The sequence below is a fragment of the Pseudomonas sp. S44 genome, from assembly GCF_016624805.1.
Taxonomy (GTDB): domain Bacteria; phylum Pseudomonadota; class Gammaproteobacteria; order Pseudomonadales; family Pseudomonadaceae; genus Aquipseudomonas; species Aquipseudomonas machongensis.
Genome location: NZ_JACVTY010000015.1, coordinates 1 through 22,889, shown reverse-complemented (window position 1 = coordinate 22,889; position 22,889 = coordinate 1). Strand labels below are relative to the sequence as shown.

Below are 22,889 nucleotides of genomic sequence, written 5' to 3'. Positions count from 1 at the left end.
CAGTTGTCATCTGTGGACAACGACAGTGCCTGAGTTGCTCAGGCCAACAGCGCCACCGACTTGATCTGCGCCCACAGCATCTGGCCCGGCTGCAGCCCGAGCTGGTCTGCCGAGTACCGGGTGATGCGCGCGAGCAAGGCGCTGCCGGCAGCGTCGAGGCTGACCAGCACGTGCGCCGGGTTTTCGGCCGGGCGACATTCACGCACGGTCACCGGCAAACGGTTGAGGATGCTCGAGGCGCCGTCGTGGGCGAGGGTCAGGCTGACATCGCGGGCGTGTACCTTGAGGCGCAGGGTGCTGCCGACATGCAGGTCGGGATGGGCGATGCGCAGCAGCGCACCGTCGCTGCCCGGCAAGCGCAGGTCGAACAGTCCATAGTCGGGTTGGTGGCCGATCACCACACCTTCGAGCACCACACCCGCTTCCTCGCTCTGCGCCAGCGAGAGGTCGAGGCGCGCGAGCGTCTGGCCGATCGGGCCGCTGGCCATGACCTTGCCCTGCTCCAGCAGTACCAGATGATCGGCCAGGCGTGCGACCTCGTCCTGGGAGTGGCTGACGTACACCACAGGGATGTCGAGCTCGTCGTGCAGGCGTTCGAGGTAGGGCAGGATCTCGCGCTTGCGCGGGCCGTCCAGGGCGGCCAGGGGCTCATCCATCAGCAGCAGCCGGGGGCTGCTGAGCAGGGCGCGGGCGATACCGACACGCTGCGCTTCGCCGCCGGAGAGGGTGATGGGCTTGCGTTCGAGCAAGTGCCCGATCCCCAGCAACTGGCAGGCCTGGTCCAGTCCGACCTTGCGTTCGCCGGCTGAGACCCGCCGCCAGCCGAATTCCAGATTGCCGCGCACCGAGAGGTGCGCAAACAGGCTGGCCTCCTGGAACACATAACCCACCGGGCGTCGATGCGGGGCGAGGAAAGTGCCGTGGCGACTGTCTTCCCACACCTCGCCATTGATCTCGATGTAGGCTTCGCTGGCGCGTTCCAGGCCGGCCAGGCAGCGCAGGCAGGAAGTCTTGCCTGAGCCCGAATGACCGAACAGGGCGCTGATCCCGCGGCCCGGCAGGTCGAGGTCGACATCCAGGGTGAAGTCGTCGCGCGCCAGTTTCAGGCGTGCGTGCATGCGTGAACTCATCTCAGCTCCAGCCAGCCTTGCCACGGCGGCCGGCATAGAGCATCAGCAGCACCAGGAAGGAGAACACCAGCATCGCACCGGCCAGCCAGTGCGCTTGCGAATAGGCCATGGCTTCGACGTGATCGAAGATCTGCACCGAAACCACGCGGGTCTTGTCGGGGATGTTGCCACCGATCATCAGTACCACACCGAACTCGCCGACGGTATGGGCAAAGCCGAGGATGCTGGCAGTGATGAAGCCCGGCCTGGCCAGCGGCAGCACCACGTGGATGAAGGTGTCCCACGGACTTGCCCGCAGCGTTGCGGCCACTTCCAGCGGGCGCTGGCCGATGGCGCTGAAGGCGTTCTGCAGGGGCTGGACCACGAACGGCATGGAGTACACCACCGAGCCGATCACCAGCCCGGTAAAGCTGAACACCACGGTGCCTAGGCCCAGCGCCTGTGTAGCCTGACCAAGCCAGCCGTGGGGGCCGAGCGCGATCAGCAGGTAGAAACCGATCACTGTCGGTGGCAGCACCAGGGGCAGTGCCACGACTGCCCCGACGGGCCCGCGCAGCCATGAGCGCGTGCGTGCCAGCCACCAGGCGATGGGCGTGCCCACCACCAGCAGGATCAGTGTGGTCAGGCTGGCCAGTTTGACGGTCAGCCAGATCGCCCCCAGGTCACTGGCGTCGAGTGGCATCAGATTTCATAGCCGTAGGACTTGATCACCGCAGCGGCTTTCGGACCCTTGAGGTACTCGACCAAGGCCTTGGCCGCCGGATTATCCTTGGCTTTGTTGAGAATCACCGCGTCCTGGCGAATCGGGTCGTGCAGGGTGGACGGGACGATCCACGCCGAACCGTTTTCGACCTTGCCATCCTTGTAGATCTGCGACAGGGCGACGAAGCCCAGTTCGGCGTTGCCGGTGGAGACGAACTGGAAGGCCTGAGTGATGTTCTGCCCTTCCACGATCTTGCCCTTGGTGGCTTCGGTCAGCTTGAGTTTGTCCAGCACCTGGGTAGCGGCCAGGCCGTAGGGCGCGGCCTTGGGGTTGGCGATGGACAGGTGCTTGAAGTCGTTCTTCTTCAACACCTCTCCCTTGTCGTCGACATAACCAGGCTTGGCGGACCACAGGGCGAGGGTGCCGATGGCGTAGGTGAAGCGCGAGCCTTCGACGATTTCCTTTTCCTGCTCAAGTTTGGCAGGGGTGCTGTCGTCGGCGGCGAGGAACACTTCGAACGGCGCGCCGTTCTTGATCTGCGCGTAGAACTGTCCGGTGGCGCCAAAGGCTGCGACCAGCTTGTGTCCGGTGTCTTTCTCGAAGTCCTTGGCGATCGCCTGGATCGGCGCGGTAAAGTTGGCCGCCACGGCCACCTGAACTTCATCGGCCCAGGCGCTATTGAGGGAAATCAGGCTGGCCAGGGCGCTGGCGGCCAGGTGGGACAGGCGAATACGCATGAAACGGGCTCCTCGGAGGGTTATCGTTATATTGCGAAATATATAGCGATAAGCCGTTCGCCGGGAAGAGGTGAAATCATGGCAGGGTGCTATCGGGGCACCAGGCCTGTATCGGCGGTGCAGGCACCCAGGGCGGCGGGCACGCCCTGAGCGCTGTGGCTGTTGGATTACAACGCCTTGCTGACCTGAATGTCGCTGATTTTCTCGGCGTCTTCGCCGTGGATCTTGCGCAACGCTTCCAGGGCTTGTTCCTGAGAGGCATCGGGCATCACGGCAAAGTCCCAGCGGCGCTGGCCGTCGAGCTTGTACTTGATCACGTATTTGAGGTTCTGGGTCATGGCAGGGCTTATCCGAGTTTCGACGACGAGCGACGGATGATCTTGATCTTGTGGGTGAAGGTCGGCTTGCGCGTCACCGAGATCGGGCGGGCGGTCACGGTATCGAGCGTGATGTTCCAGAAACCGGTGCTGGGGACGGTGATTTTCGCCGGGAAGCGGTCGAACAGGCCGCCGTGGTAAGTGTGGCGACCGCCGTTCTTGAAGCTGCGGAAGTTGGCGTCGTTCATCAGGCGGATGTTGCAGCGCTGGGAGCACTCGATAACGACGATGTCGTCCTCGTTGAGGTGCTCGCGCTGGTGGACGAATTTCATGTGGGGCTCCGCGAGGTTGGGATTCTGCAAATGCCCAAGATACCACGATGTCAGGGTACACTGGCGGGCTGCACGGCCGGGCCAGGGAGAAATCTGCCAAAGCAGGGAGCAAAACCGCCCGGACGTTGTCGAACGATTTCTTTGATTGGCAGAGGTGCAACGGATGAAGTGGGTGATGGCGGCGGCGACGCTGGTACTGGGTGGTTGCGTCAGCGTCTCGGAGCTGGAGCAGTCGCGAGAGACGCTGGATGTGATCTCCGGCAAGACGCCGCGTGAGTATGCCGATTGTGTCAAGCAGAAGCTGGGCGACAGCCGTGATCCGCTGGTGGAAGAGGCGCGTGGCGATGGCCTGCGCCTGATCGTGCCGCAGAAACTCAGTGCCGGTGTCGGCCCGGCAGCGCTTGTCGATGTCGACAAGCGTGGCAGTGGCAGTGCCATCAAGCTGCATGAACGCTTGAACAACTTCCCTCTGCGTCTGGGTGATGTGCGCTCCGCAGCGACCCAGTGCATCTCCGGTTCTTGATCCAGCGCAAGCAATACGTCGTTAGACGCCCGCTCAATACCTTATGACTTGTAGGGACATTGTTCCGCTTTAGTTATCCGGACTAGTATCCATTTCCTTATGTCTTTTAAGACTAAGCTTATAACAAGGAAATGGAGTGTCCCTGATGAACCCGATGAGTCGCGTCATGATCGGCAGTCTGCTGATCCTGGCCTGGCCCGCGGCGCATGCCGTCGATGGCCAGAAAATCTTCACCCAGGGCGGGCAGAATCCCGCCGCCATGGCCTGTCTCGGTTGCCATGGCCCGGACGGCAAGGGTATCGCCGCCGCTGGTTTTCCCCGCCTGTCCGGCTTGTCCGCCGGATACCTGAGCAAGCAACTCGAGGACTTTCGCTCGGGCAGCCGCAAGCAGCCGGTCATGGAGCCACTTGCCAAGGCGCTGAGCGACGAGGAGATCCGCTCGGTCAGCGCTTGGCTGGCCGAGCAGCCTTCCGACCCGGTTACGGGTTCGCGCCGTCAGCAAATGGCCAGCGATCCGACCGAACGCCTGGCCTTGTACGGCGACTGGAGCCGGCAGATTCCCGGTTGTGTGCAGTGCCATGGCCCAGGTGGTGCGGGGGTTGGCGAGCACTTTCCGCCACTGGCCGGACAGCCGGCGGCTTACCTGGTTGCGCAGCTCAATGCCTGGCGCGACGGTAGCAGGCGTAACGACCCTAACCAACTGATGGTCGGTGTGGCCAAGGCCATGACCGATGCCGAGGTGACGGCAATCGCCGACTACTTCGCCCACGCCGCCCGCCAGGAGGTCGCACCATGAAAAAAGTCCTGATCGCAGCATTGTGGCTCGGCGCAGGCGTCGCCCAGGCGACGCAGATCGCCATGCAAGACCAGTCGCAGCTCAAGGTGCCCGGCAGCCAGGCCACTCCGGTATTCGTGCCTCCTGCAGAAAGCGAGTTGCCGGACAACGCGTTCGGCCAGATGGTCCGGCAGGGGCATGCGCTGTTCGTTGATACTCGCCGCTTGATGCCTGAGGCTGTCGGCAATGGCATGAACTGCAGCAACTGCCATCTCGACCAAGGCCGCATGGCCCACTCCGCGCCGCTGTGGGGCGCCTACCCGATGTATCCCGCCTATCGCAAGAAAAACGACAAGGTCAACACTTACGCCGAACGTATCCAGGGCTGTTTCCAGTTCAGCATGAACGGCAAGCCCCCGGCGGCCGACAGCCCGCAGATGACCGCGCTCAGCGTCTATGCCTACTGGCTGGCGACCGGCACTCGCACAGGCGTGGAGACGCCCGGTCGCGGTTATCCTGAGGTGCCGCAACCCAAGGACGGCTACAACTTCAAGCGTGGCGAGCAGGTGTACAGCGAGCAATGCGCGATCTGCCACGGTGGCAAGGGCGAGGGGCAGAAAGTTGCAGGTGAGTACGTCATGCCGCCGTTGTGGGGGCGCGATGCCTATAACTGGGGGGCCGGGATGCACCGGATCAACACCGCCGCGTCCTTCATCAAGCACAACATGCCACTGGGCAAGCCAGGCAGCCTGAGTGACCAGCAGGCATGGGATGTCGCGGCCTGGATCAACCGCCACGAACGCCCGCAGGATCCGCGCCTGGTAGAGGGCTCCATCGAGAAGACGCGGGTGAAGTTCCATGCCAACGATGGCGTCAACCTGTATGGGCAAAAGGTCGAGGGTGTATTGATCGGGCAGGGCACGGGCGGCTGAATACCGAGCACCTGTCATATTCCCGCCGTGTCGCTGTCACGGCCCTGCAATCGCCTGCGGGTTGCAATGTCGTATCTTCCTGAAGGAGTGCGGCCATGGAACTCTGTGTGATTGGGGCGGGGTATGTGGGGCTGGTCACGGCGGCCTGTTTCGCGCAAATGGGCAATCGCGTGGTCTGTCTGGAGCATGACCGCGCGCGCCTGGCCCAGTTGCGTCAGGGACAGTGTCCGATCTACGAGCCCGGGCTTGCTGCGCTCGTGCAGGAGGGGCTGCACAGTGGCCTGTTGAGTTTCACCGAGCACTGGGATCATGCGTTGGCGCGGGTCGATGTGGCGTTCATCGCCGTGGGCACGCCCAGCCATGAAGACGGCTCGGCTGACCTGCAGCATGTGCTGGCGGTGGCCGACAGCCTCGGGCGGCACCTGCTGCGCCCAGCCCTGGTGGTGAACAAGTCGACCGTGCCGGTGGGCACGGCCGAGCGGGTTGCCCGCCAGGTCAACAGCGGCTTGCGCGCACGCGGGGCCAGTTTCACGGTGTCGGTGGCGAGCAATCCGGAGTTTCTCAAGGAGGGCAGCGCCGTCGAGGACTTCATGCGCCCTCAGCGGATCATCATCGGCACCGACAGTGACGCCGCCACTCAATGCTTGCAGCGCCTGTATGCGCCCTTTGTACGTAACCGGGAGCGCGTGCTGGTCATGAGCCCGCGCGCCGCCGAATTCAGCAAGTATGCCGCCAATGCCTTCCTTGCCACCAAGATTTCCTTCGTCAACGAGCTGGCCGGCCTGTGCGCCGAGCTGGACGTGGATATCGAACAGGTGCGTCGCGGGATCGGCAGCGACCGGCGCATCGGCAGCGATTTCATCTACGCAGGCTGCGGCTATGGCGGCTCATGCTTTCCAAAGGACGTGCGTGCGCTGATCCACACAGCCGAGCAGCATGGCTATCAGCCGTCGATCCTGCGCGCGGTCCAGGCGCGCAACGCGCAGCAGAAGACCTTGTTGTTCCAGGCACTGCAGGAGCATTTCGGGGGTAGCATGCGCGGGTGCAATGTGGCGTTGTGGGGCCTGGCGTTCAAGCCTGGCACCGACGACCTGCGCGAGGCACCCAGCCTGGTGCTGCTCGACGCCCTGCTGGCGGCAGGGGCACGGGTGCGGGCCTGTGACCCGGCGGCGCTGGAGGGGGCCGCGGCGGCTTATCCGCAGGCGCTGGCAAGTGGTCAATTGCAGTTGGGGGATGATCCCTATGCCTGTGTGGAGGGCGCGGATGCACTGGTACTGGTGACCGAATGGAAGCAGTTCCGCCAGCCGGATTTTCGTCGGATCAGGGGCCTGATGCGTAAGCCGGTACTGTTCGACGGGCGTAATATTTACGATCCATCGGAACTATCTACACTGGGTTATCTCTATCATGGCATCGGTCGGCCACAGGCGGGGCATTGTAAGGTGACTGCCGCCTGATTAGACTGCGCCGAATACCACAGGCCCAGCCCTTGTTTAAGGATGTATATGATCAAAAAATGCTTGTTCCCGGCAGCCGGTTACGGCACCCGCTTCCTGCCCGCTACCAAAGCCATGCCCAAGGAAATGCTGCCGGTGGTGAACAAGCCACTGATCCAGTATGGCGTTGAAGAGGCCTTGGACGCCGGTCTGAACGAGATCTCCATTGTCACCGGGCGCGGCAAGCGCGCGCTGGAAGACCATTTCGACATCAGCTATGAGCTGGAAAATCAGATCAAGGGCACCGACAAGGAAAAATACCTGGTCGGTATCCGTCGCCTGCTCGACGAGTGCTCGTTCTCCTATACCCGCCAGACTGAAATGAAAGGCCTGGGCCACGCCATCCTCACCGGTCGCCCCCTGATCGGTGACGAGCCGTTCGCCGTGGTGCTGGCGGACGACCTGTGCGTCAACCCTGAAGGTGACGGTGTACTGACGCAGATGGTCAAGCTGTTCAATCAGTTCCGCTGCTCGATCGTTGCCATCCAGGAAGTCGATCCGCAGGAAACCAACAAGTACGGCGTGATTGCTGGCGACATGATCCGCGATGACATCTTCCGCGTGACCAACATGGTCGAGAAGCCCAAGCCTGAAGATGCGCCGTCGAACCTGGCAATCATTGGCCGCTACATCCTGACCCCGGACATCTTCGATATCATCGCCAACACCGAGCCGGGCAAAGGCGGGGAGATCCAGATCACCGACGCCCTGATGAAGCAGGCACAGAACGGTTGTGTCATTGCCTACAAGTTCAAGGGCAAGCGTTTCGACTGCGGCGGCGCCGAAGGCTATATCGACGCCACCAACTTCTGCTTCGAGAATTACTACAAGACCGGCAAGGCCTACTGAGTCCGAGCCTGCGCTGCAGCGCCACTTTTCTTGCTGTCTGACGCTTGCAGCGCGTCACGAAAAGAGCCACCCTCGGGTGGCTTTTTTTGTGGAGTCTGGAAAGTGGCCTACGATTTTGATCTGTTCGTGATTGGTGCTGGTTCCGGCGGTGTGCGTGCGGCGCGCTTTGCCGCGGGGTTCGGGGCGAAGGTGGCGGTGGCCGAGAGTCGGTATCTGGGCGGCACCTGCGTCAACGTCGGCTGTGTGCCGAAGAAGTTGCTGGTGTACGGTGCACACGTCGCCGATGAGCTGGAGCAGGCGGCCGGCTACGGCTGGACCCTCGAAGAAGGTCACTTCGACTGGGGCACCCTGATCGCCAACAAGAACCGCGAGATCGAGCGTCTCAACGGCATCTACCGCAACCTGCTGGTCAACAGCGGCGTCACCTTGCTGCAAGGTCATGCGCGCATGACCGGTGCCCATGAGGTTGAGGTAGAAGGTCAGCGCTACAGCGCGGCGAACATTCTCATCGCCACGGGCGGCTGGCCACAGGTGCCTGACATCCCGGGCAAGGAACTGGCGATCACTTCGAACGAGGCGTTCTACCTCAAGGAGCTGCCACGCCGGGTGCTGGTGGTCGGTGGTGGCTACATTGCCGTCGAATTCGCCGGCATCTTCCAGGGCCTGGGCGCCGATACCACCTTGCTGTATCGCGGCGACCTGTTCCTGCGCGGCTTCGATGGTTCGGTACGTACCCACCTGAAGGAGGAGCTGGAAAAGCGTGGTCTGGACCTGCAGTTCAACGCTGATATCCAGCGTATTGACCAACAGGCCGATGGCAGCCTCAAGGCGACGCTCAAGGATGGTCGGGAGTTGATCGCCGACTGTGTGTTCTACGCCACCGGTCGTCGTCCGATGCTCGACAATCTGGGGCTGGAGAACACCGGCGTGGAGCTCGACGAGCGCGGTTACATCCGGGTCGACGACCTGTACCGTACCACCGAACCTTCGGTGTTCGCCTTGGGCGATGTAATCGGTCGTGTCCAGCTCACACCGGTCGCTCTGGCTGAAGGCATGGCGGTGGCCCGTCACCTGTTCAAGCCCGAGCAGTACCGTTCGGTGGACTACCAGAACATCCCCACGGCGGTGTTCAGCCAGCCGCCGATCGGCACCGTCGGCCTGACCGAAGAACAGGCACTGGCTGCCGGCCACAAGATCCAGATCTTCGAGAGCCGCTTCCGCGCCATGAAGCTGACCCTGACCGACCTGCAGGAAAAGACCCTGATGAAGCTGGTAGTCGATGCCGAGACCGACAAGGTCCTGGGTTGCCATATGGTGGGGCCGGATGCAGGCGAGATCATCCAGGGGCTGGGTATCGCACTCAAGGCAGGCGCCACAAAGCAGCAGTTTGACGAGACTATCGGCGTGCATCCGACCGCCGCCGAGGAATTCGTCACGATGCGGACTGTAACTCGTTGATAGTTCGCAGCATTCTCCGGGCCTCGAAGCATGAGGCCTGGGGATTGTTCCCACAATCGCATAGTAGAGAATCCTACCGCTGTCATGGTTGTCGCTAGCCGCTGATCAACCAATCACCGACAGAGCCTCCCAAGCCTGATGCAGATACTGTTGCCGCGCCGCTCTACGGCGCCGGTTCGGCATGTGCCTGATCGTCTAGCTTGAGGAAGGATGATATGGACAGGTTCTACAAAAGTGTTTTTGCGCTCTGCGGTTTGTCACTGATCGCTGGGGGGGCCCAGGCAGACCATGGCGAAATCAGCTTTCAGGGGCGGGTTCTGGCGCCGACGTGCATCATCAATGGGGGGGACGGCAATCTTCCGGTGACCCTGCCGGATGTCAACGCCGCGAAACTCGTGCGTCCAGGCGATGTGGAAGGGGAAACGTCCTTCGTATTGCAACTGACGGGTTGTACCCATGTCGGCCAAGTTTCAACTTACTTCGAGCCAGGTGCAAGCGTCAGTGATCAAGGGCGTCTGATCGTCGATGCCGGCGGCAGTGAAAACGTCGAGCTGCAATTGCTCAACAGCGCCAAGAGCGTCATGAATCTCGCTGCAGCCAAAGGCTCGCAGAACTCCCAGCAAGTCACCCTCGTGGACGGTAACGCGACGCTGCGCTACTACGCCCAGTACTACTCGACAGGCCGCACTACCCCAGGCCTGGTCAGTTCCAGAATCCGCTACTCGCTGGATTATCTCTGAGTCCTATGGAGCAGCCCTGTCCGGGGCTGCTCCGCTCCCAATTTTCGAGTGGAACATCATGAAGCTATCTCTCAGCGCCATGGGGTGGGGATCGTTGCTGGCCGCGTTTCTGTCGTGCACGCAGGCCAATGCCAGTGTGGTGATTGCCACCACGCGGGTCGTCTATCCCGCCGAGAGCTCCGAGGTCACTGTCAGGTTGAGCAACGAGGGACGGTATCCGTCGCTGGTGCAGGTCTGGGTCGACGAGGGAGGGCCGGAAGAGGCCGAGGATGAGTTACAGGGGCCATTCAGCGTGACACCTGGGTTGTTGCGCCTGGACCCGGGCAAGCGCCAGAGCCTGAGGGTGTTTCACGATAGTCGTGCCATGCCAACGGATCGAGAGAGCCTGTACTGGCTGAATGTACTCGATGTCCCGCCGAAAGGTGGTGGCGATAACAGCCTGCAGATTTCCCTCAGGACTCGTATCAAACTGTTCTATCGGCCGCAGGGATTGGCCGCAAAACCTGCCGATGCACATGCTCGGCTTACCTGGCGCCTGGTCAGGGAATCCCAGGGCTGGGTACTGCATGCGGACAATCCCACGCCTTATCACGTCAATCTCGCCAAGCTCGAGGCTGTCCATCCGGGTTCGGCGTTGCCAGCATCGGTAGGCCATGTTGCTCCCCTCAGCAGCGCCCGTTTCGCGCTGAGCTCCGCGCCGTCTCGTCCCGATGCGGTTTCCCAGGTCCGCTATCAGTACCTGGATGACTACGGCGCCTCTCGAGAAGCTGTTGCAATCCTGCAGTTCCCTCAAGGCCGTTAAACCCATGAGTTTTCGCCGGTGGTGGGCCATTCTCGGTATGACGGGAGGGTATGTCGGGCTTGTACCTGGCGTGGAGTTCGATCCCGGCCTGTTGCGCCAGGGCAGCACGATCAATCTCGAGCGTTTCCAGGCCAGCGATTCGGTTCCCCAGGGCGACTTTGCCCTGGATATCATCCTCAACCAGCAGTGGATAGGGCGGCGCACCGTGTTTCTGCGCAATCGGGATGCATCCGGTCAGGCGGCGCCCTGTTATGACCGAATCCTGCTCGAAGAGTTGGGGCTTGATCTAGCGAGGCTGGCGGCTCAGCCGCGCAAGCAACTGATCATCCCCGACAGCTGCATGATGTTGCCTCAACTGCTGGTGGCCGCCAGCGAGGACCTGGATTTTGGGGCCTTGCAACTGCGCCTTGAAATTGACCGGTCTTTGCTGCGTCGCCAACCCCAGGACAATTTGCCATTCCATACCTGGGATGCAGGTGTCACAGCAGGGTTTGTCGACTACCGCCTGAATGTGCATGAGCAGCACGACCTGCAGGCAGGCAGTCGTAGCCAGCAGGGCTATCTCGGCCTGCGTGCCGGATTCAATACCGGGGATTGGTATTGGCGCCACGAAGGCAATGCGCAGATGAGCGACAAGCGCGCAGCCCGGTACCAGCCGGGTGCGACGTCGGTACGGCGCGATGTTCCCTTGTGGTCGGCCCAGCTTACTCTCGGCGATGGCTACGCTGCTGGGGATGTATTTGACAGCAGTGCCTTTCGCGGACTGCGATTATCCACCGACGAGCGCATGTTGCCCCGCGCACAGCGGGGGTTTGCGCCGGTCGTGAGGGGCGTGGCCAATACTACGGCGCTGTTGAGCATCCGCCAGCGAGGGATGTTGCTGCATGAGTCGACGGTGCCGCCGGGGCCGTTCGAGATCGACGATCTGTATGCCAGTGGCCTCAACGACGATCTGGAGGTCACCCTGGAGGAGGCTGACGGCAGCGTACGACGCTTCACGTTGCCCTATCAGGCCGCGCCACTGGCCTTGCGAGAAGGGGCAAGCCGTTTCGACCTTAGTGCGGGGGTGTGGCGCGACGACCTTGGGCGTCCTGGCCCAGGTCATGTGCAAGGCAGTTGGCAGCAAGGGGTGGACAACACCTTCAGCGTACATGGAGGCGCCTGGCTGGCAGAGGACTATCTGGCCAGCGCCATGGGGGGGGCGATCAACAGCCGCTTTGGTGCTTTTGGATTGACCGCATACCACGCGCAGGCATCGCTAGGCCAGGGTCGCTCCGCGCAGGGGCAGGCGCTGCGTTTCAGTTGGCGCCAGCGGGTGGAGGCAACGGCCACCGACCTGAGCGCCAGCCTTACCCACCGCAATAACGCTGGCTACTACAGCTTTGACGAGTTCGCCCGCACCAGCCAGCAAACGCAGCGTACAAATCAGCGTTCGCCTCAGCAGTGGCGGGCAGCGCTGACACTTCAGCAGCGCCTGCCCGGGAGCGGTCGTCTGAGCCTGAGGGCCAGCGCAGGTAAGCAGTGGGGATCTGGGGTGGGCAATCGTGAGTACAACGTGGGGTATTACAACAATCTGCGCTCGCTCTCCTACGGCATGACGCTTGGGCGCGAGTATCGAGGCAACGGACAGGCCGTAAGCGCTTTGACACTGACGGCGAGCTTGCCGTTGGGTCTGCAGCGTCGTGGATCGCTGAGCTCCAGCATGAGCCGCGACTCCGAAGGCGGGGCCAGGACGAATGTGCGCTGGAGCGCGACTGCCGGCGAGGATGGGCAATGGGGGTATGGCCTGTCCAGTGTGTACCAGGAGGGAAGGCAAGGCGGCGCAGGGCTCGACGCCAACCTGGTGCATCGCAGCCCGACGGGAGAGCTGAGCGGCGTCGTGGCCCAACGCCAGGGATCCCGCCAGCTCGCACTCGGCGCGCGTGGCTCGGTGGTCGCCCATCCGGGAGGTGTACTGTTGGCGCAACCGTTGGGCGAAAGTTTCGCTATCGTCCATGCCCCCTTCGCTGAAGCGGCGCGTATTGAACAGCATCCGAGTGTGCGGCTGAATGCCCAGGGCTTTGCGGTGGTCCCCTCGTTGAGCCCCTACAGCGTGAATACCGTCGACCTGGATCCCAAGGGCATGTCACAGGATGTGGAGTTGCAGATCAGCGGTCAGTCGGTGGTGCCCCGAGCCGGTGCGGTGACACTGCTGCACTATCCGACGCGCAGCGGTCGCTTGCTGATGCTGGAGGCTCGCAACGAGCACGGGCATGCCTTGCCGTTCGGTGCCCAGGTATTCGATGTGCAAGGTGACGAGGTGGGGATGGTGGGGCAGGGCAGCCGCCTGCATTTTCGCTCGCATGACGCGCGAGGACGGGTAAGGGTCTCCTGGGGTGAGCAAGCAGATGCGAGCTGCTGGCTGGATTACGCAGAGGGCGCAGCCTCGACCTGCACTTCAGGACCGGCAGACGAGGCATAGGAATGAAAAAATCTATCGGTCGCGCAGCTTATAGCCAAAACCAATCACCAACATGAGGTTTACCAATGAGCCATTGTCGAGGTCATTGGATAGGATTACTCCATCGAAAGTTACCCACCCCAAGTTAACTAACCCTCGAAGGAGCGTTTCTCATGCCAATCATCAACAGCCAGGTCAAACCGTTCAACGCCACTGCCTACCACAAAGGCGAGTTCGTTCAGGTAAGCGAAGCCGACCTGAAAGGCAAATGGTCCGTCGTGTTCTTCTACCCGGCTGACTTCACTTTCGTCTGCCCGACCGAACTGGGTGACCTCGCTGACAACTACGCCGAGTTCCAGAAACTGGGCGTCGAGATCTACGGCGTGTCCACCGACACCCACTTCACCCACAAAGCCTGGCACGACACTTCGGACACCATCGGCAAGATCCAGTACCCGCTGATCGGTGACCCGACCCACGTCATCTCGCGCAACTTCGACGTGCTGATCGAAGAAGCCGGTCTGGCTGATCGCGGCACCTTCGTGATCAACCCGGAAGGTCAGATCAAGATCGTCGAACTGAACGACGGCGGTGTAGGTCGTGACGCAGCCGAGCTGCTGCGCAAGGTCAAGGCTGCCCAGTACGTTGCCGCTCACCCAGGCGAAGTCTGCCCGGCCAAGTGGAAAGAAGGCGAAGCCACTCTGGCGCCGTCGCTGGACCTGGTCGGCAAGATCTGAGTCCATGCACCAGTCGAGGGCGGTGAGCAGCCGCCACAGCTGAAGTACTCACTGCCCCGTCAAACGCCCGGGCGACCTTGCCTGGGCGTTTTTGTATCCGAGTTTTGAAAAAGGAATCGCCCCGTATGTTGGACGCCACGCTTAAATCGCAACTGAAAACCTACCTGGAGCGGGTCACCCAGCCGATCGAGATCGTTGCCTCCCTCGACGACGGCGCGAAGTCCCGTGAAATGCACGACCTGCTGGTTGAGATCGCCGGCCTGTCGAACCTCATTACCCTGCGCGAGGACGGCAGCGACGCCCGTCGCCCGTCATTCTCGCTCAACCGTCCCGGGGGCAATATCAGCCTGCGTTTCGCCGGCATCCCCATGGGCCATGAATTCACCTCTCTGGTACTGGCGTTGCTGCAGGTCGGCGGCCACCCTTCGAAGGCCAGCGCCGAAGTGATCGAGCAGATCCAGGCCCTGGAAGGCGAGTTCAGCTTCGAGACTTACTTCTCGCTGTCTTGCCAGAACTGCCCGGACGTGGTCCAGGCCCTGAACCTGATGGCGGTGCTCAACCCCAACATTCGGCACGTCGCCATCGATGGTGCGCTGTTCCAGGATGAAGTCGAATCGCGCAAGGTCATGGCGGTTCCGAGCATCTACCTGAACGGTGAAGTGTTCGGCCAGGGCCGCATGGGCCTGGAAGAGATTCTCGGAAAGATCGACACCAGTGCTGGCAGCCGCCAGGCTGAAAAGATCAACGCCAAGGACGCTTTCGACGTGCTGGTGGTCGGCGGTGGCCCGGCTGGCGCTGCGGCAGCCATCTACGCTGCGCGCAAAGGCATTCGTACCGGCGTTGCCGCCGAGCGCTTCGGCGGCCAGGTGCTCGACACCCTGGCGATCGAGAACTTCATCTCCGTGCAGGAGACCGAAGGGCCGAAGCTGGCCACTGCGCTGGAAGAGCACGTCAAGCAGTACGACGTCGACATCATGAATTTGCAGCGCGGTGAAGCGCTGATCCCGGCCGCCGATGGCGGTCTGCATGAAGTACGCCTGGCCAGCGGTGCGTCGCTCAAGGCCAAGACCGTGATCCTCGCCACCGGCGCCCGCTGGCGCGAAATGAATGTCCCCGGTGAGCAGGAATACCGCTCCCGTGGCGTGGCCTACTGCCCGCACTGCGACGGCCCGCTGTTCAAGGGCAAGCGCGTGGCGGTGATCGGCGGCGGCAACTCTGGCGTGGAAGCAGCCATCGACCTGGCCGGTATCGTCGCTCAGGTGACGTTGATCGAGTTCGACAGCCAGCTGCGTGCCGATGCGGTGCTGCAGCGCAAGCTGCACAGCCTGCCGAACGTCAAGGTGATCACCAGCGCCCTGACCAAGGAAGTGCTGGGTAACGGCGAGAAGGTCACCGGCCTGCGCTACGAAGACCGGACCAGCAACGAGATCCACGAACTGGCGCTCGAAGGTATCTTCGTGCAGATCGGCTTGCTGCCGAACACCGATTGGCTCAAGGGCACGGTCGAGTTGTCGCCGCGCGGCGAGATCATCGTCGACGCCAAAGGCCAGACAAGCATCCCGGGTGTGTTCGCGGCCGGTGATGTGACCACGGTGCCGTACAAGCAGATCGTCATCGCCGTGGGCGAGGGCGCCAAAGCTTCGCTGGCAGCCTTCGACCACCTGATCCGGACTTCGGCGCCGGCGTAAGTCAGCGCGGGCCTCATCGCGGGACAAGCCCACCCCACCGATAAAGCGAAGTTCTCGAGAGCTGCGCTTTACCGGTGGGGTGGGCTTTTCCGTGATATGGCCGACCAAACCAAGTATCACCCGAGGGTGTCTATGATTACTGCAGACGCTCCCAGGAGGTACAGTCATGACCCCGATCAGTCGAGAACCCTGGTGGTTGGTGCCACCCAAGCCCGGCCAGCAGGAGCAGGACCTGCACTGGGGCTATCTGGAAATCTATCCCGACGGCCGCACCGTGTTCGTCGACCAGCGCCCCAGCGACAGAGAGTTGGCCGAGCGCAAGAGCTGCCGTAACTTCCCCGAACCCGACCAGCCCTGACTCAGCCCTCAAGCTGAGCCAGCCGGGCTTCCAGTGCCGCGACCCGGGCTTCCAGCGCCTCGATCCGCTCGTCCGAAGCCGCACCTGACGCACTGCGTGAACCACCTTCCTGCTGACGCGCGGCAAGAATCGCTTCGATCTCGGCCGGATCGCCCAGGGCGTGGGTGTAGCGGTCTTCACGCTGGCCTGCCTGACGTGGCAGGTGCAACGCCAGCCCACGTGAAACCAGGCGTTCCAGCTGATGCTGGACCTGATCGACGTCTTCGAATTCGTGCAGGCGATTGCTGCGGGTCAGTAATTCGTTGAGAGTCTGCGGCCCGCGCAGGAACATCAGGCCCATCAGTACCAACTGTGCCGGCACCAGTTCCAGCGCCTTGTCCACCCGCTGCTCCCAGCGGTCGGCGCGGCTGCCCATCTGCAGGCGGGCCATGTCCTGGCCTTCGAGTGCACGCAGGGCCTGGCCGACCTGGCCGGGGGAGAGGTTCATCACCGGCTCCCGGCTGGTCTTCTGGTTGCAGGCCAGGACCAGCGCATTGAGTGTCAGTGGGTAGCTTTCCGGGCTGGTGGCCTGCTTTTCGATCAGCGCGCCGAGGATACGGACCTCGATACTGTTCAGGCGGCCTTCGCCTGCGGTTTCGTGTTCTGACATGGCCCTGTCTCGTTACTAGGAAAAGGCCATTAGCCTAGGCCTTGCGTCTGGCTTAAGCAATTGCGGCTCAGGCAGCACGCCGCTCCATGGCCTCGCACGCAGCCGCAGTGAACAGTACGTCGGTCGATGAATTGAGCGCGGTTTCCGCCGAGTCCTGCAACACACCGATGATGAAGCCGACGGCAACCACCTGCATGGCAAGCTCGCTGGGAATGCCGAACAGGCTGCAAGCCAGAGGAATCAACAGGAGCGACCCGCCGGCCACGCCCGAGGCACCGCAGGCACATACCGCAGCCACCACGCTGAGCAGCACCGCGGTCGGGAGGTCGATGGTGATCCCCAGGGTATGCACCGCCGCCAGGGTCAGCACGGTAATGGTGATCGCTGCCCCGGCCATGTTGATGGTCGCACCCAGCGGGATCGACACCGAGTAGGTGTCTTCATGCAGGCCCAGGCGCTCCGACAATGCCAGGTTCACCGGAATGTTTGCCGCCGAGCTGCGAGTGAAGAACGCGGTGATACCGCTTTCGCGCAGGCACAGGAGGGTCAGCGGGTAAGGGTTGCGACGAATCTTCCAGAACACGATCAACGGGTTCATCACCAACGCCACGAACAGCATGCAGCCGATCAGCACCCCCAGCAGGTGCAGGTAGCCGAGCAGGGCATCCAGGCCCGCCTCGGCCAGGGTCGAGCTGACCAGGCCGAAGATCCCCAGCGGGGCGAAGCGAATCACCACGCGAACCAGCTGCGTGATGCCGTTGGACAGGTCGTCGACCACACCGCGCGTTGCCTTGCCGGCCTTGCGCAGCACTATGCCCAGGCCGATCGCCCAGGTCAGGATGCCGATGAAGTTGGCATTGACCAGTGCGCTCACCGGATTGTCCACCGCGCTCAGTAGCAGGCCCTGCAGCACTTCGGTAATGCCGCCGGGAGCGCTCAGCGTCGCTTCATGTGCGCTCAACACCAGACTCGAAGGGAACGCCATGCTCGCCACCACGGCGACCACCGCGGCACCGAAAGTGCCCAGCAGGTAGAGCCAGAGAATAGGGCGGATATGGGTCTGCTGGCCTTGTTGGTGGTTGGCGATGGAGGCAATGACCAGCACGAACACCAGGATCGGTGCCACGGCCTTTAGGGCCGAGACGAACACCTTGCCGAGGAATGCAAGATCCCGGGCCAGGCTCGGGGCGACCAGCGCCAGGGCGATACCGGCAGCCAGGCCAATGATGATCTGTGTCACCAGGCTGGTGCGGTTGAGAAGGCGAAAAACAGGGCTCATGTGCAGCGGGGTCTCGGGTTTGAACGAATCGCGGACTTTAGCACAGGCACTGTAGGACAGGGCTGACGGTATTGTTCCTCCGACGCACTGCAGCGATCGCGGTGCAATCTGCCAGAAAAAGCCAGCATGGCCTCACCAGTTGAACAGTTCCCTGCGTGCCCCCTCGGTAATCGCCACGATCCCCGGATGCTTGACCTTGCGCTCCACCGAAATCGCATAGAACGACTCATGCACCGCCTCGGTTTGCCCGATCAACTCCACGCCGTATTGCCGACACACCTCATCGGCGATCACGCTTGGTGCCACGAAGATGCCGCTGCCCGATTGCCCGAATGCCTGCATCAAGGCGCTGTCGTCGAATTCCCCGACGATACGCGGCTGCACCTGCTGCTCGGCCAGCCAGCGCAACAGGCGGCTGCGCACCACCGTTTCCTGGCCGGGGATCAGTAGCGGTGCGTCGTTGAGGCAACCGGGGAAGGGCTGCTTCAACCGAGTGGCAAGTGCCGCAGTGGCAAAGAAGCTCAGGCCGCACTCGCCGAGTTTCTGGCTGTAGCCCTTGATGTCCAGGTGGCTGGGCATGGGGCTGTCGGAGATCACCAGGTCAAGGCGCTGGATCGCCAGGTCCGCGAGCAGGCGCTCCAGCTTGTCTTCACGGCAATTGATGCGCAGTACTTCGTCAAGCTCCATGGTCGGTGCCAGCAAGCGATAGACGATGGACTTGGGCACCACGTCGGCGACCCCGACGCGGAACAGGATCTGCTCCTGGGGGCCGGCCCGTAGCAGGGTCTCGAGTTCGCTACCGATCTGGAACATCTGCTCGGCATAGGCGAGGGTCTGGCGGCCGGTTTCGGTCAGCTCCAGTTGGCGACCGACGCGCTGGAACAGCTCCAGGTTGTAGGTCTGTTCGAACAGGCTGATCTGGCCGCTGATGGTCTGCGGCGTGAGATTCAATTGCTCGCTGGCGCGGGTGATGCTGCCAGTGCGGGCTACTACCCAGAAATAGTGAAGCTGCCGGTAGTTGAGCATGGAGACGCTACTCGATTCGTAAAAACCGAAGTATAACCGCTAAAAATACGAATTTTCCTGAACTGTTCTCCTCTCTAGAATTCGACTCCATCAGGCGCGGTGCGCGCGCCAGCCGAATATCGATAAGCGAGGACCCTATGCTACAACTGAAATCCATCGGCACCCCGTTGGTACTGGCGCTGGCGCTCTTGGCCACGGCGGGGTGCGACCAGGCCGAGAAATCGGCGCAGCAGGTGCTGAACCAGGCTGCCGAATCGGCCAAGCAGGCGATCGACAAGACCAACGAGGCGGCCCAGCAAGCGCTGAACGACACTCTTGGTGGTGAAGGGCAAAAGCCCGAGAGCAAGCAAGACAAGAACGACACCCAGGACATCTGAGCGAAGGAACACTAAATGGAATACTTGCTGGAACTTGCCGCGAGCCCCGCCGCCTGGGTCGCCCTGGCTACCTTGGTGGCGATGGAGATCGTGCTGGGTATCGATAACCTGATCTTCATCTCCATTCTCACCAACAAGCTGCCCGAGGCTTACCGCTCCAAGGCGCGACGCATCGGTATCAGCATGGCGCTGATCATGCGCCTGGCGTTGCTCTCTACGGTGGCCTGGATCGTCCAGCTGACGGAGCCGGTGATCGAGGTGTTCGACCACGCCTTCTCCTGGAAGGACATGATCCTGATCGCCGGTGGCCTGTTCCTGCTGTGGAAGGCGACCAAGGAGATTCACGAAAGCGTCGACCCGCATGGTGCGAAGGAAGAGTCCAAGGCCGGCTCCACCGTGACCCTCGGCTTTGCTGCGGCCATCGGCCAGATCCTGCTGCTGGACATTGTCTTCTCGGTAGACAGCATCATTACTGCCGTGGGCATGACCGAGCACCTGCCGATCATGATCATCGCCGTGGTCAGTGCCGTGATCGTGATGCTGGTGGCCGCCGACCCGCTGGCCAAGTTCATCAACGACAACCCTACCGTGGTGATGCTGGCACTGGGCTTCCTGATCATGATTGGCATGACGCTGATCGCCGAAGGTTTCGGCGCCCACGTACCGAAAGGCTATGTGTACGCAGCGATGGCCTTCTCCACGGTGATCGAGATTCTCAACATCATGGTTCGCCGGGCACGCCTGAAGCGCGAGGCGGCGCAAGGCTGACAGCAGGCTGAGGTAAAAGAGAAGGGGCTGCCAGGCAGCCCCTTGTTCTTTTGCGGATCAGGTCAATGTGCCCCGGCGTGCCGGCGGGTGCGATGCAGCGGCTGCGGCTTGGGCATGGTGGCCGCTTGGGTGTGATGCGGTCGGGCATGGCGTCGTGCGATGCGCAGTACCCCCCAGAGCATGGCGGTGGCGACGCTCAACCACATCGCGACCAGCATGAAGATTGCCATTGTCAGGCTCATGTGCGTGCCTCCTTCTCTCGGGACAGCTGTGGGCTGTTCCCTCCAGACACTTACTTAGTCTAGCCGCAGGCGTGTGACGTTCCATTGACCGAAGGTCTATTGCTTGGGTCGTTTCGTTACAAGCCCGAAGCGGGCTATACCCGCGCCGCGCAGGCGCCTATGATCGGAGCCCAGTGCCGGGCGCTGTCTGCCGGGCGTCGAAACAAGCGAGTGTCCATGTCGCAGCATTTCTTCACCTCCCTGAGCCCGCGCCGCCTGCTGGCGGCCTGCCTGGTGGCCGCCAGCCTTGCCGGTTGCGCCGGTTCTCCACCGGCGGCGCTCGACAAACTGCCGCAGCGGGTCGAGATCAGCAGCGTGCCGTTCTATCGTGGCAATGCCAACTTGAGCGGCTCCATGGCCCTGGCCGCCGTGCTTTCGCAGCAGGGCGCGCCGATCACGCCTGGCCTGCTGGACAAGTCACTGAACCTGCCGCAGGACGCGGCGTCGTTGGAGACCGGCATCCCCCGGGTCGCCCGCGAGTACGGGATGGTGGTCTATCCGCTGGACAAGCGCCTGGATGCCTTGCTCACCCAGGTGGCCGCCGGTCATCCAGTACTGTTGCGTTATCACGACGGCTCGGCGCTCTGGGGCGAGCCACGCTATGCGGTGTTGATTGGCTACGACCGTTACAAGCAGCGGGTGTTGCTGCGTTCAGGGATGGCCCGGCGGCATCTGCTGGACTTCGACACTTTCGAGAGTGCCTGGGCCAAGGAGGGGAGCTGGGCTGTGCTGGTACAACCGCCGCAGCGCCTGCCGGCCCAGGTCGATCGCCAGCGCTGGCTGAAGGCCGCCGACGAGCTGGCGCGCGATGGCCAGGAGATTGCCGCGAAACAGGCGCTGCGCAGCTTAGGGCAGTAGTTGCTGGCGGTACTGATTCCATTTCGCGGGTAAACCCGCTCCCACAGATGCACGTTTGTGGGAGCGGGGTTACCCGCGAAAAGAACAATACGGTGCTACATCAGAACCCCAGGCGATCCCGCAGGCTGTAGTACCACGCACCAATGGCGCTGAACGGTACGCGCAGCATCTGACCACCCGGGAACGGGTAGTGTGGCAGGCCGGCGAAGGCGTCGAAACGCTCGGCCTGGCCACGCAGGGCTTCGGCCAGTACCTTGCCCGCCAGGTGCGTGTAGGTCACGCCATGGCCCGAGCAACCCTGGGAGTAGTAGATGTTGTCGCCGATACGACCGACCTGCGGCAGGCGCGACAGGGTCAGCAGGAAGTTGCCGGTCCAGGCGTAGTCGATCTTCACGTCCTTGAGCTGAGGGAAGGCCTTGAGCATCTTCGGACGAATGATCGCCTCGATGTTCGCCGGATCGCGTGCACCGTAGACCACGCCGCCGCCGAAGATCAGGCGTTTGTCGCTGGTCAGGCGGTAGTAGTCGAGCAGGTAGTTGCAGTCTTCGACGCAATAGTCCTGTGGCAGTAGAGTGCGGGCCAGTTCCTCGCCCAGTGGCTCGGTGGTGATCACCTGGGTGCCGCAGGGCATGGACTTGGCGGCCAGTTCCGGCACCAAGTTGCCCAAGTAGGCGTTGCCCGCGACGATGATGAACTTGGCGCGCACTTTGCCTTGTGGGGTATGTACCACAGGGTTGGCGCCACGCTCGATGCGTACGGCAGGCGTCTGCTCATAGATGACGCCGCCCAGCGACTCGACCGCAGCGGCCTCGCCCAAGGCAAGGTTCAGCGGATGGATGTGGCCCCCGCTCATGTCGAGCATGCCGCCTACATAGCTGTCGCAGGCCACCACTTCACGGATGCGCTTCTGGTCCATGAGCTCCAGCTGGGTGTGGCCGAAGCGTTCCCACAGGCGCTTTTGCGACTCCAGGTGGCCCATCTGCTTGCTGGTCAGGGCCGCGAATACGCCGCCGTCTTTCAGGTCGCACTGGATGTTGTACTTGGCCACGCGCTCACGGATGATGCGTCCGCCTTCGAAGGCCATCTCGCCCAGCAGTTGTGCCTGCTTGGGGCCGACGGTGCGTTCGATGACGTCAATGTCGCGGCTGTAGCTGTTGACGATCTGCCCGCCATTGCGGCCCGATGCACCGAAGCCGACCTTGGCGGCTTCGACGACGGCCACCTTGAAGCCGTTCTCCAGCAGGAACAGCGCGCTCGACAGGCCGGTGTAGCCGGCACCGATGATGCATACATCGGTCTCCACCTCGCCCTGCAGCGCCGGACGTGGCGGCACCGGGTTGGCCGAGGCGGCGTAGTAGGACTGGGGGTAGGGGGTGTTAGCCATGCTCGGAAAACCTCGTGTTTTATATTTTTAACGAATGTACCGATGCTATCAATAATAATAAACACCCGCTAGTCGTATGGTGAAAATCCTTTACAGGAGCGTTACTGCCACCCATGGGCGCAAACATTTTTAGAATCAGTAGGTTAGCTCGAAAAAAACTGTTGACAGGGATTTTCTAGCGCGTAGAATGCGCCCTCATCGACAGGCACATAGCTCAGTTGGTTAGAGCACCACCTTGACATGGTGGGGG

At 62.3% G+C, this 22,889-nt stretch carries 25 protein-coding genes; 15 read left to right on the top strand and 10 right to left on the bottom strand.

What is annotated here, in order from left to right:
• Positions 1-38: 38 nt before the first annotated feature.
• The 5 genes from modC to IAE40_RS13125 all read right to left on the bottom strand — a co-directional run bounded on the left by modC (position 39) and on the right by IAE40_RS13125 (position 3,219).
• Entirely contained in the window at positions 39-1,130 is a 1,092-nt protein-coding gene (gene modC / locus IAE40_RS13145; RefSeq protein WP_153774858.1) for a molybdenum ABC transporter ATP-binding protein, read from the bottom strand.
• A 1-nt stretch (position 1,131) separates the two neighbouring features.
• Positions 1,132-1,812 carry a molybdate ABC transporter permease subunit gene (modB, locus tag IAE40_RS13140; RefSeq protein WP_063545336.1) on the bottom strand — a complete coding sequence of 227 codons (681 nt, stop codon included), beginning with the start codon at positions 1,810-1,812 and terminating at the stop codon, positions 1,132-1,134.
• On the bottom strand, positions 1,812-2,570 hold the full coding sequence (modA, locus tag IAE40_RS13135) for a molybdate ABC transporter substrate-binding protein (protein WP_200603310.1): 759 nt from the start codon (positions 2,568-2,570) through the stop codon (positions 1,812-1,814). Before modA ends, modB begins: the two co-directional genes overlap by 1 nt.
• A gap of 167 nt (positions 2,571-2,737) precedes the next feature.
• Positions 2,738-2,908, bottom strand: a complete 171-nt coding sequence (locus IAE40_RS13130) for a hypothetical protein (protein WP_172964765.1) — start codon at positions 2,906-2,908, stop codon at positions 2,738-2,740.
• Between the two features lie 8 nt (positions 2,909-2,916).
• Complete coding sequence (locus IAE40_RS13125; protein ID WP_153774856.1) at positions 2,917-3,219, bottom strand: DUF1883 domain-containing protein; 303 nt, start codon at positions 3,217-3,219, stop codon at positions 2,917-2,919.
• 163 nt (positions 3,220-3,382) lie between these two features.
• Here IAE40_RS13125 and IAE40_RS13120 point away from each other — a divergent pair, with 163 nt between their 5' ends.
• From IAE40_RS13120 to IAE40_RS13065, 12 genes are all read left to right on the top strand, one after another.
• Positions 3,383-3,742, top strand: coding sequence for a hypothetical protein (locus IAE40_RS13120; protein WP_054892086.1), 360 nt, complete (start codon positions 3,383-3,385; stop codon positions 3,740-3,742).
• 145 nt (positions 3,743-3,887) lie between these two features.
• Positions 3,888-4,538: a c-type cytochrome gene (locus IAE40_RS13115; RefSeq protein ID WP_153774855.1), complete on the top strand. Its 651-nt coding sequence runs from the start codon at positions 3,888-3,890 to the stop codon at positions 4,536-4,538.
• The gene (locus IAE40_RS13110; protein ID WP_200603309.1) at positions 4,535-5,449 is read left to right on the top strand and encodes a c-type cytochrome; all 915 of its coding nucleotides are present in this window, start codon (positions 4,535-4,537) and stop codon (positions 5,447-5,449) included. Before IAE40_RS13115 ends, IAE40_RS13110 begins: the two co-directional genes overlap by 4 nt.
• A 95-nt stretch (positions 5,450-5,544) precedes the next feature.
• On the top strand, positions 5,545-6,906 hold the full coding sequence (locus IAE40_RS13105; protein ID WP_200603308.1) for a UDP-glucose dehydrogenase family protein: 1,362 nt from the start codon (positions 5,545-5,547) through the stop codon (positions 6,904-6,906).
• A gap of 48 nt (positions 6,907-6,954) precedes the next feature.
• A complete protein-coding gene (gene galU / locus IAE40_RS13100) occupies positions 6,955-7,794 on the top strand; it encodes a UTP--glucose-1-phosphate uridylyltransferase GalU (protein ID WP_054892082.1) in 840 nt (279 codons plus the stop codon).
• Positions 7,795-7,896: 102 nt separating this feature from the next.
• A complete protein-coding gene (gene gorA / locus IAE40_RS13095) occupies positions 7,897-9,252 on the top strand; it encodes a glutathione-disulfide reductase (protein ID WP_153774852.1) in 1,356 nt (451 codons plus the stop codon).
• Positions 9,253-9,467: 215 nt separating this feature from the next.
• Positions 9,468-9,992: a fimbrial protein gene (locus tag IAE40_RS13090; protein ID WP_153774851.1), complete on the top strand. Its 525-nt coding sequence runs from the start codon at positions 9,468-9,470 to the stop codon at positions 9,990-9,992.
• Between the two features lie 58 nt (positions 9,993-10,050).
• A complete protein-coding gene (locus IAE40_RS13085) occupies positions 10,051-10,794 on the top strand; it encodes a fimbrial biogenesis chaperone (RefSeq protein ID WP_063545329.1) in 744 nt (247 codons plus the stop codon).
• Positions 10,795-10,798: 4 nt separating this feature from the next.
• Positions 10,799-13,255 (top strand): fimbria/pilus outer membrane usher protein, encoded by a 2,457-nt coding sequence (locus IAE40_RS13080; RefSeq protein WP_200603307.1) that lies wholly within the window; start codon positions 10,799-10,801, stop codon positions 13,253-13,255.
• Between the two features lie 152 nt (positions 13,256-13,407).
• A complete protein-coding gene (gene ahpC / locus IAE40_RS13075; RefSeq protein WP_004375926.1) occupies positions 13,408-13,971 on the top strand; it encodes an alkyl hydroperoxide reductase subunit C in 564 nt (187 codons plus the stop codon).
• A 125-nt stretch (positions 13,972-14,096) separates the two neighbouring features.
• Positions 14,097-15,659 (top strand): alkyl hydroperoxide reductase subunit F, encoded by a 1,563-nt coding sequence (ahpF, locus tag IAE40_RS13070; protein ID WP_054892077.1) that lies wholly within the window; start codon positions 14,097-14,099, stop codon positions 15,657-15,659.
• A 166-nt stretch (positions 15,660-15,825) separates the two neighbouring features.
• Positions 15,826-16,017, top strand: a complete 192-nt coding sequence (locus tag IAE40_RS13065) for a hypothetical protein (protein ID WP_054892076.1) — start codon at positions 15,826-15,828, stop codon at positions 16,015-16,017.
• Position 16,018: 1 nt separating this feature from the next.
• Here the strand turns inward: IAE40_RS13065 and IAE40_RS13060 are convergent, their stop codons facing one another.
• The 3 genes from IAE40_RS13060 to nhaR all read right to left on the bottom strand — a co-directional run bounded on the left by IAE40_RS13060 (position 16,019) and on the right by nhaR (position 18,971).
• Positions 16,019-16,666, bottom strand: coding sequence for a YceH family protein (locus IAE40_RS13060; RefSeq protein ID WP_063545327.1), 648 nt, complete (start codon positions 16,664-16,666; stop codon positions 16,019-16,021).
• A 67-nt stretch (positions 16,667-16,733) separates the two neighbouring features.
• Positions 16,734-17,945, bottom strand: coding sequence for a serine/threonine transporter SstT (gene sstT, locus IAE40_RS13055; RefSeq protein ID WP_200603306.1), 1,212 nt, complete (start codon positions 17,943-17,945; stop codon positions 16,734-16,736).
• Positions 17,946-18,077: 132 nt separating this feature from the next.
• Positions 18,078-18,971 (bottom strand): transcriptional activator NhaR, encoded by an 894-nt coding sequence (gene nhaR, locus IAE40_RS13050; RefSeq protein WP_063545325.1) that lies wholly within the window; start codon positions 18,969-18,971, stop codon positions 18,078-18,080.
• A gap of 137 nt (positions 18,972-19,108) precedes the next feature.
• Here nhaR and IAE40_RS13045 point away from each other — a divergent pair, with 137 nt between their 5' ends.
• Positions 19,109-19,348, top strand: a complete 240-nt coding sequence (locus IAE40_RS13045) for a hypothetical protein (RefSeq protein ID WP_063545324.1) — start codon at positions 19,109-19,111, stop codon at positions 19,346-19,348.
• Between the two features lie 15 nt (positions 19,349-19,363).
• Entirely contained in the window at positions 19,364-20,116 is a 753-nt protein-coding gene (locus tag IAE40_RS13040; protein ID WP_054892071.1) for a TerC family protein, read from the top strand.
• Positions 20,117-20,178: 62 nt separating this feature from the next.
• Here the strand turns inward: IAE40_RS13040 and IAE40_RS13035 are convergent, their stop codons facing one another.
• On the bottom strand, positions 20,179-20,358 hold the full coding sequence (locus IAE40_RS13035; RefSeq protein ID WP_197891267.1) for a hypothetical protein: 180 nt from the start codon (positions 20,356-20,358) through the stop codon (positions 20,179-20,181).
• A 159-nt stretch (positions 20,359-20,517) separates the two neighbouring features.
• Between IAE40_RS13035 and IAE40_RS13030 the strand changes: the two genes are divergently transcribed.
• Positions 20,518-21,255, top strand: a complete 738-nt coding sequence (locus tag IAE40_RS13030) for a peptidase C39 family protein (RefSeq protein WP_200603305.1) — start codon at positions 20,518-20,520, stop codon at positions 21,253-21,255.
• 100 nt (positions 21,256-21,355) lie between these two features.
• Here IAE40_RS13030 and IAE40_RS13025 read toward each other — a convergent pair whose 3' ends face one another.
• Positions 21,356-22,639 carry an NAD(P)/FAD-dependent oxidoreductase gene (locus tag IAE40_RS13025; RefSeq protein WP_200603304.1) on the bottom strand — a complete coding sequence of 428 codons (1,284 nt, stop codon included), beginning with the start codon at positions 22,637-22,639 and terminating at the stop codon, positions 21,356-21,358.
• Positions 22,640-22,889: the final 250 nt, after the last annotated feature.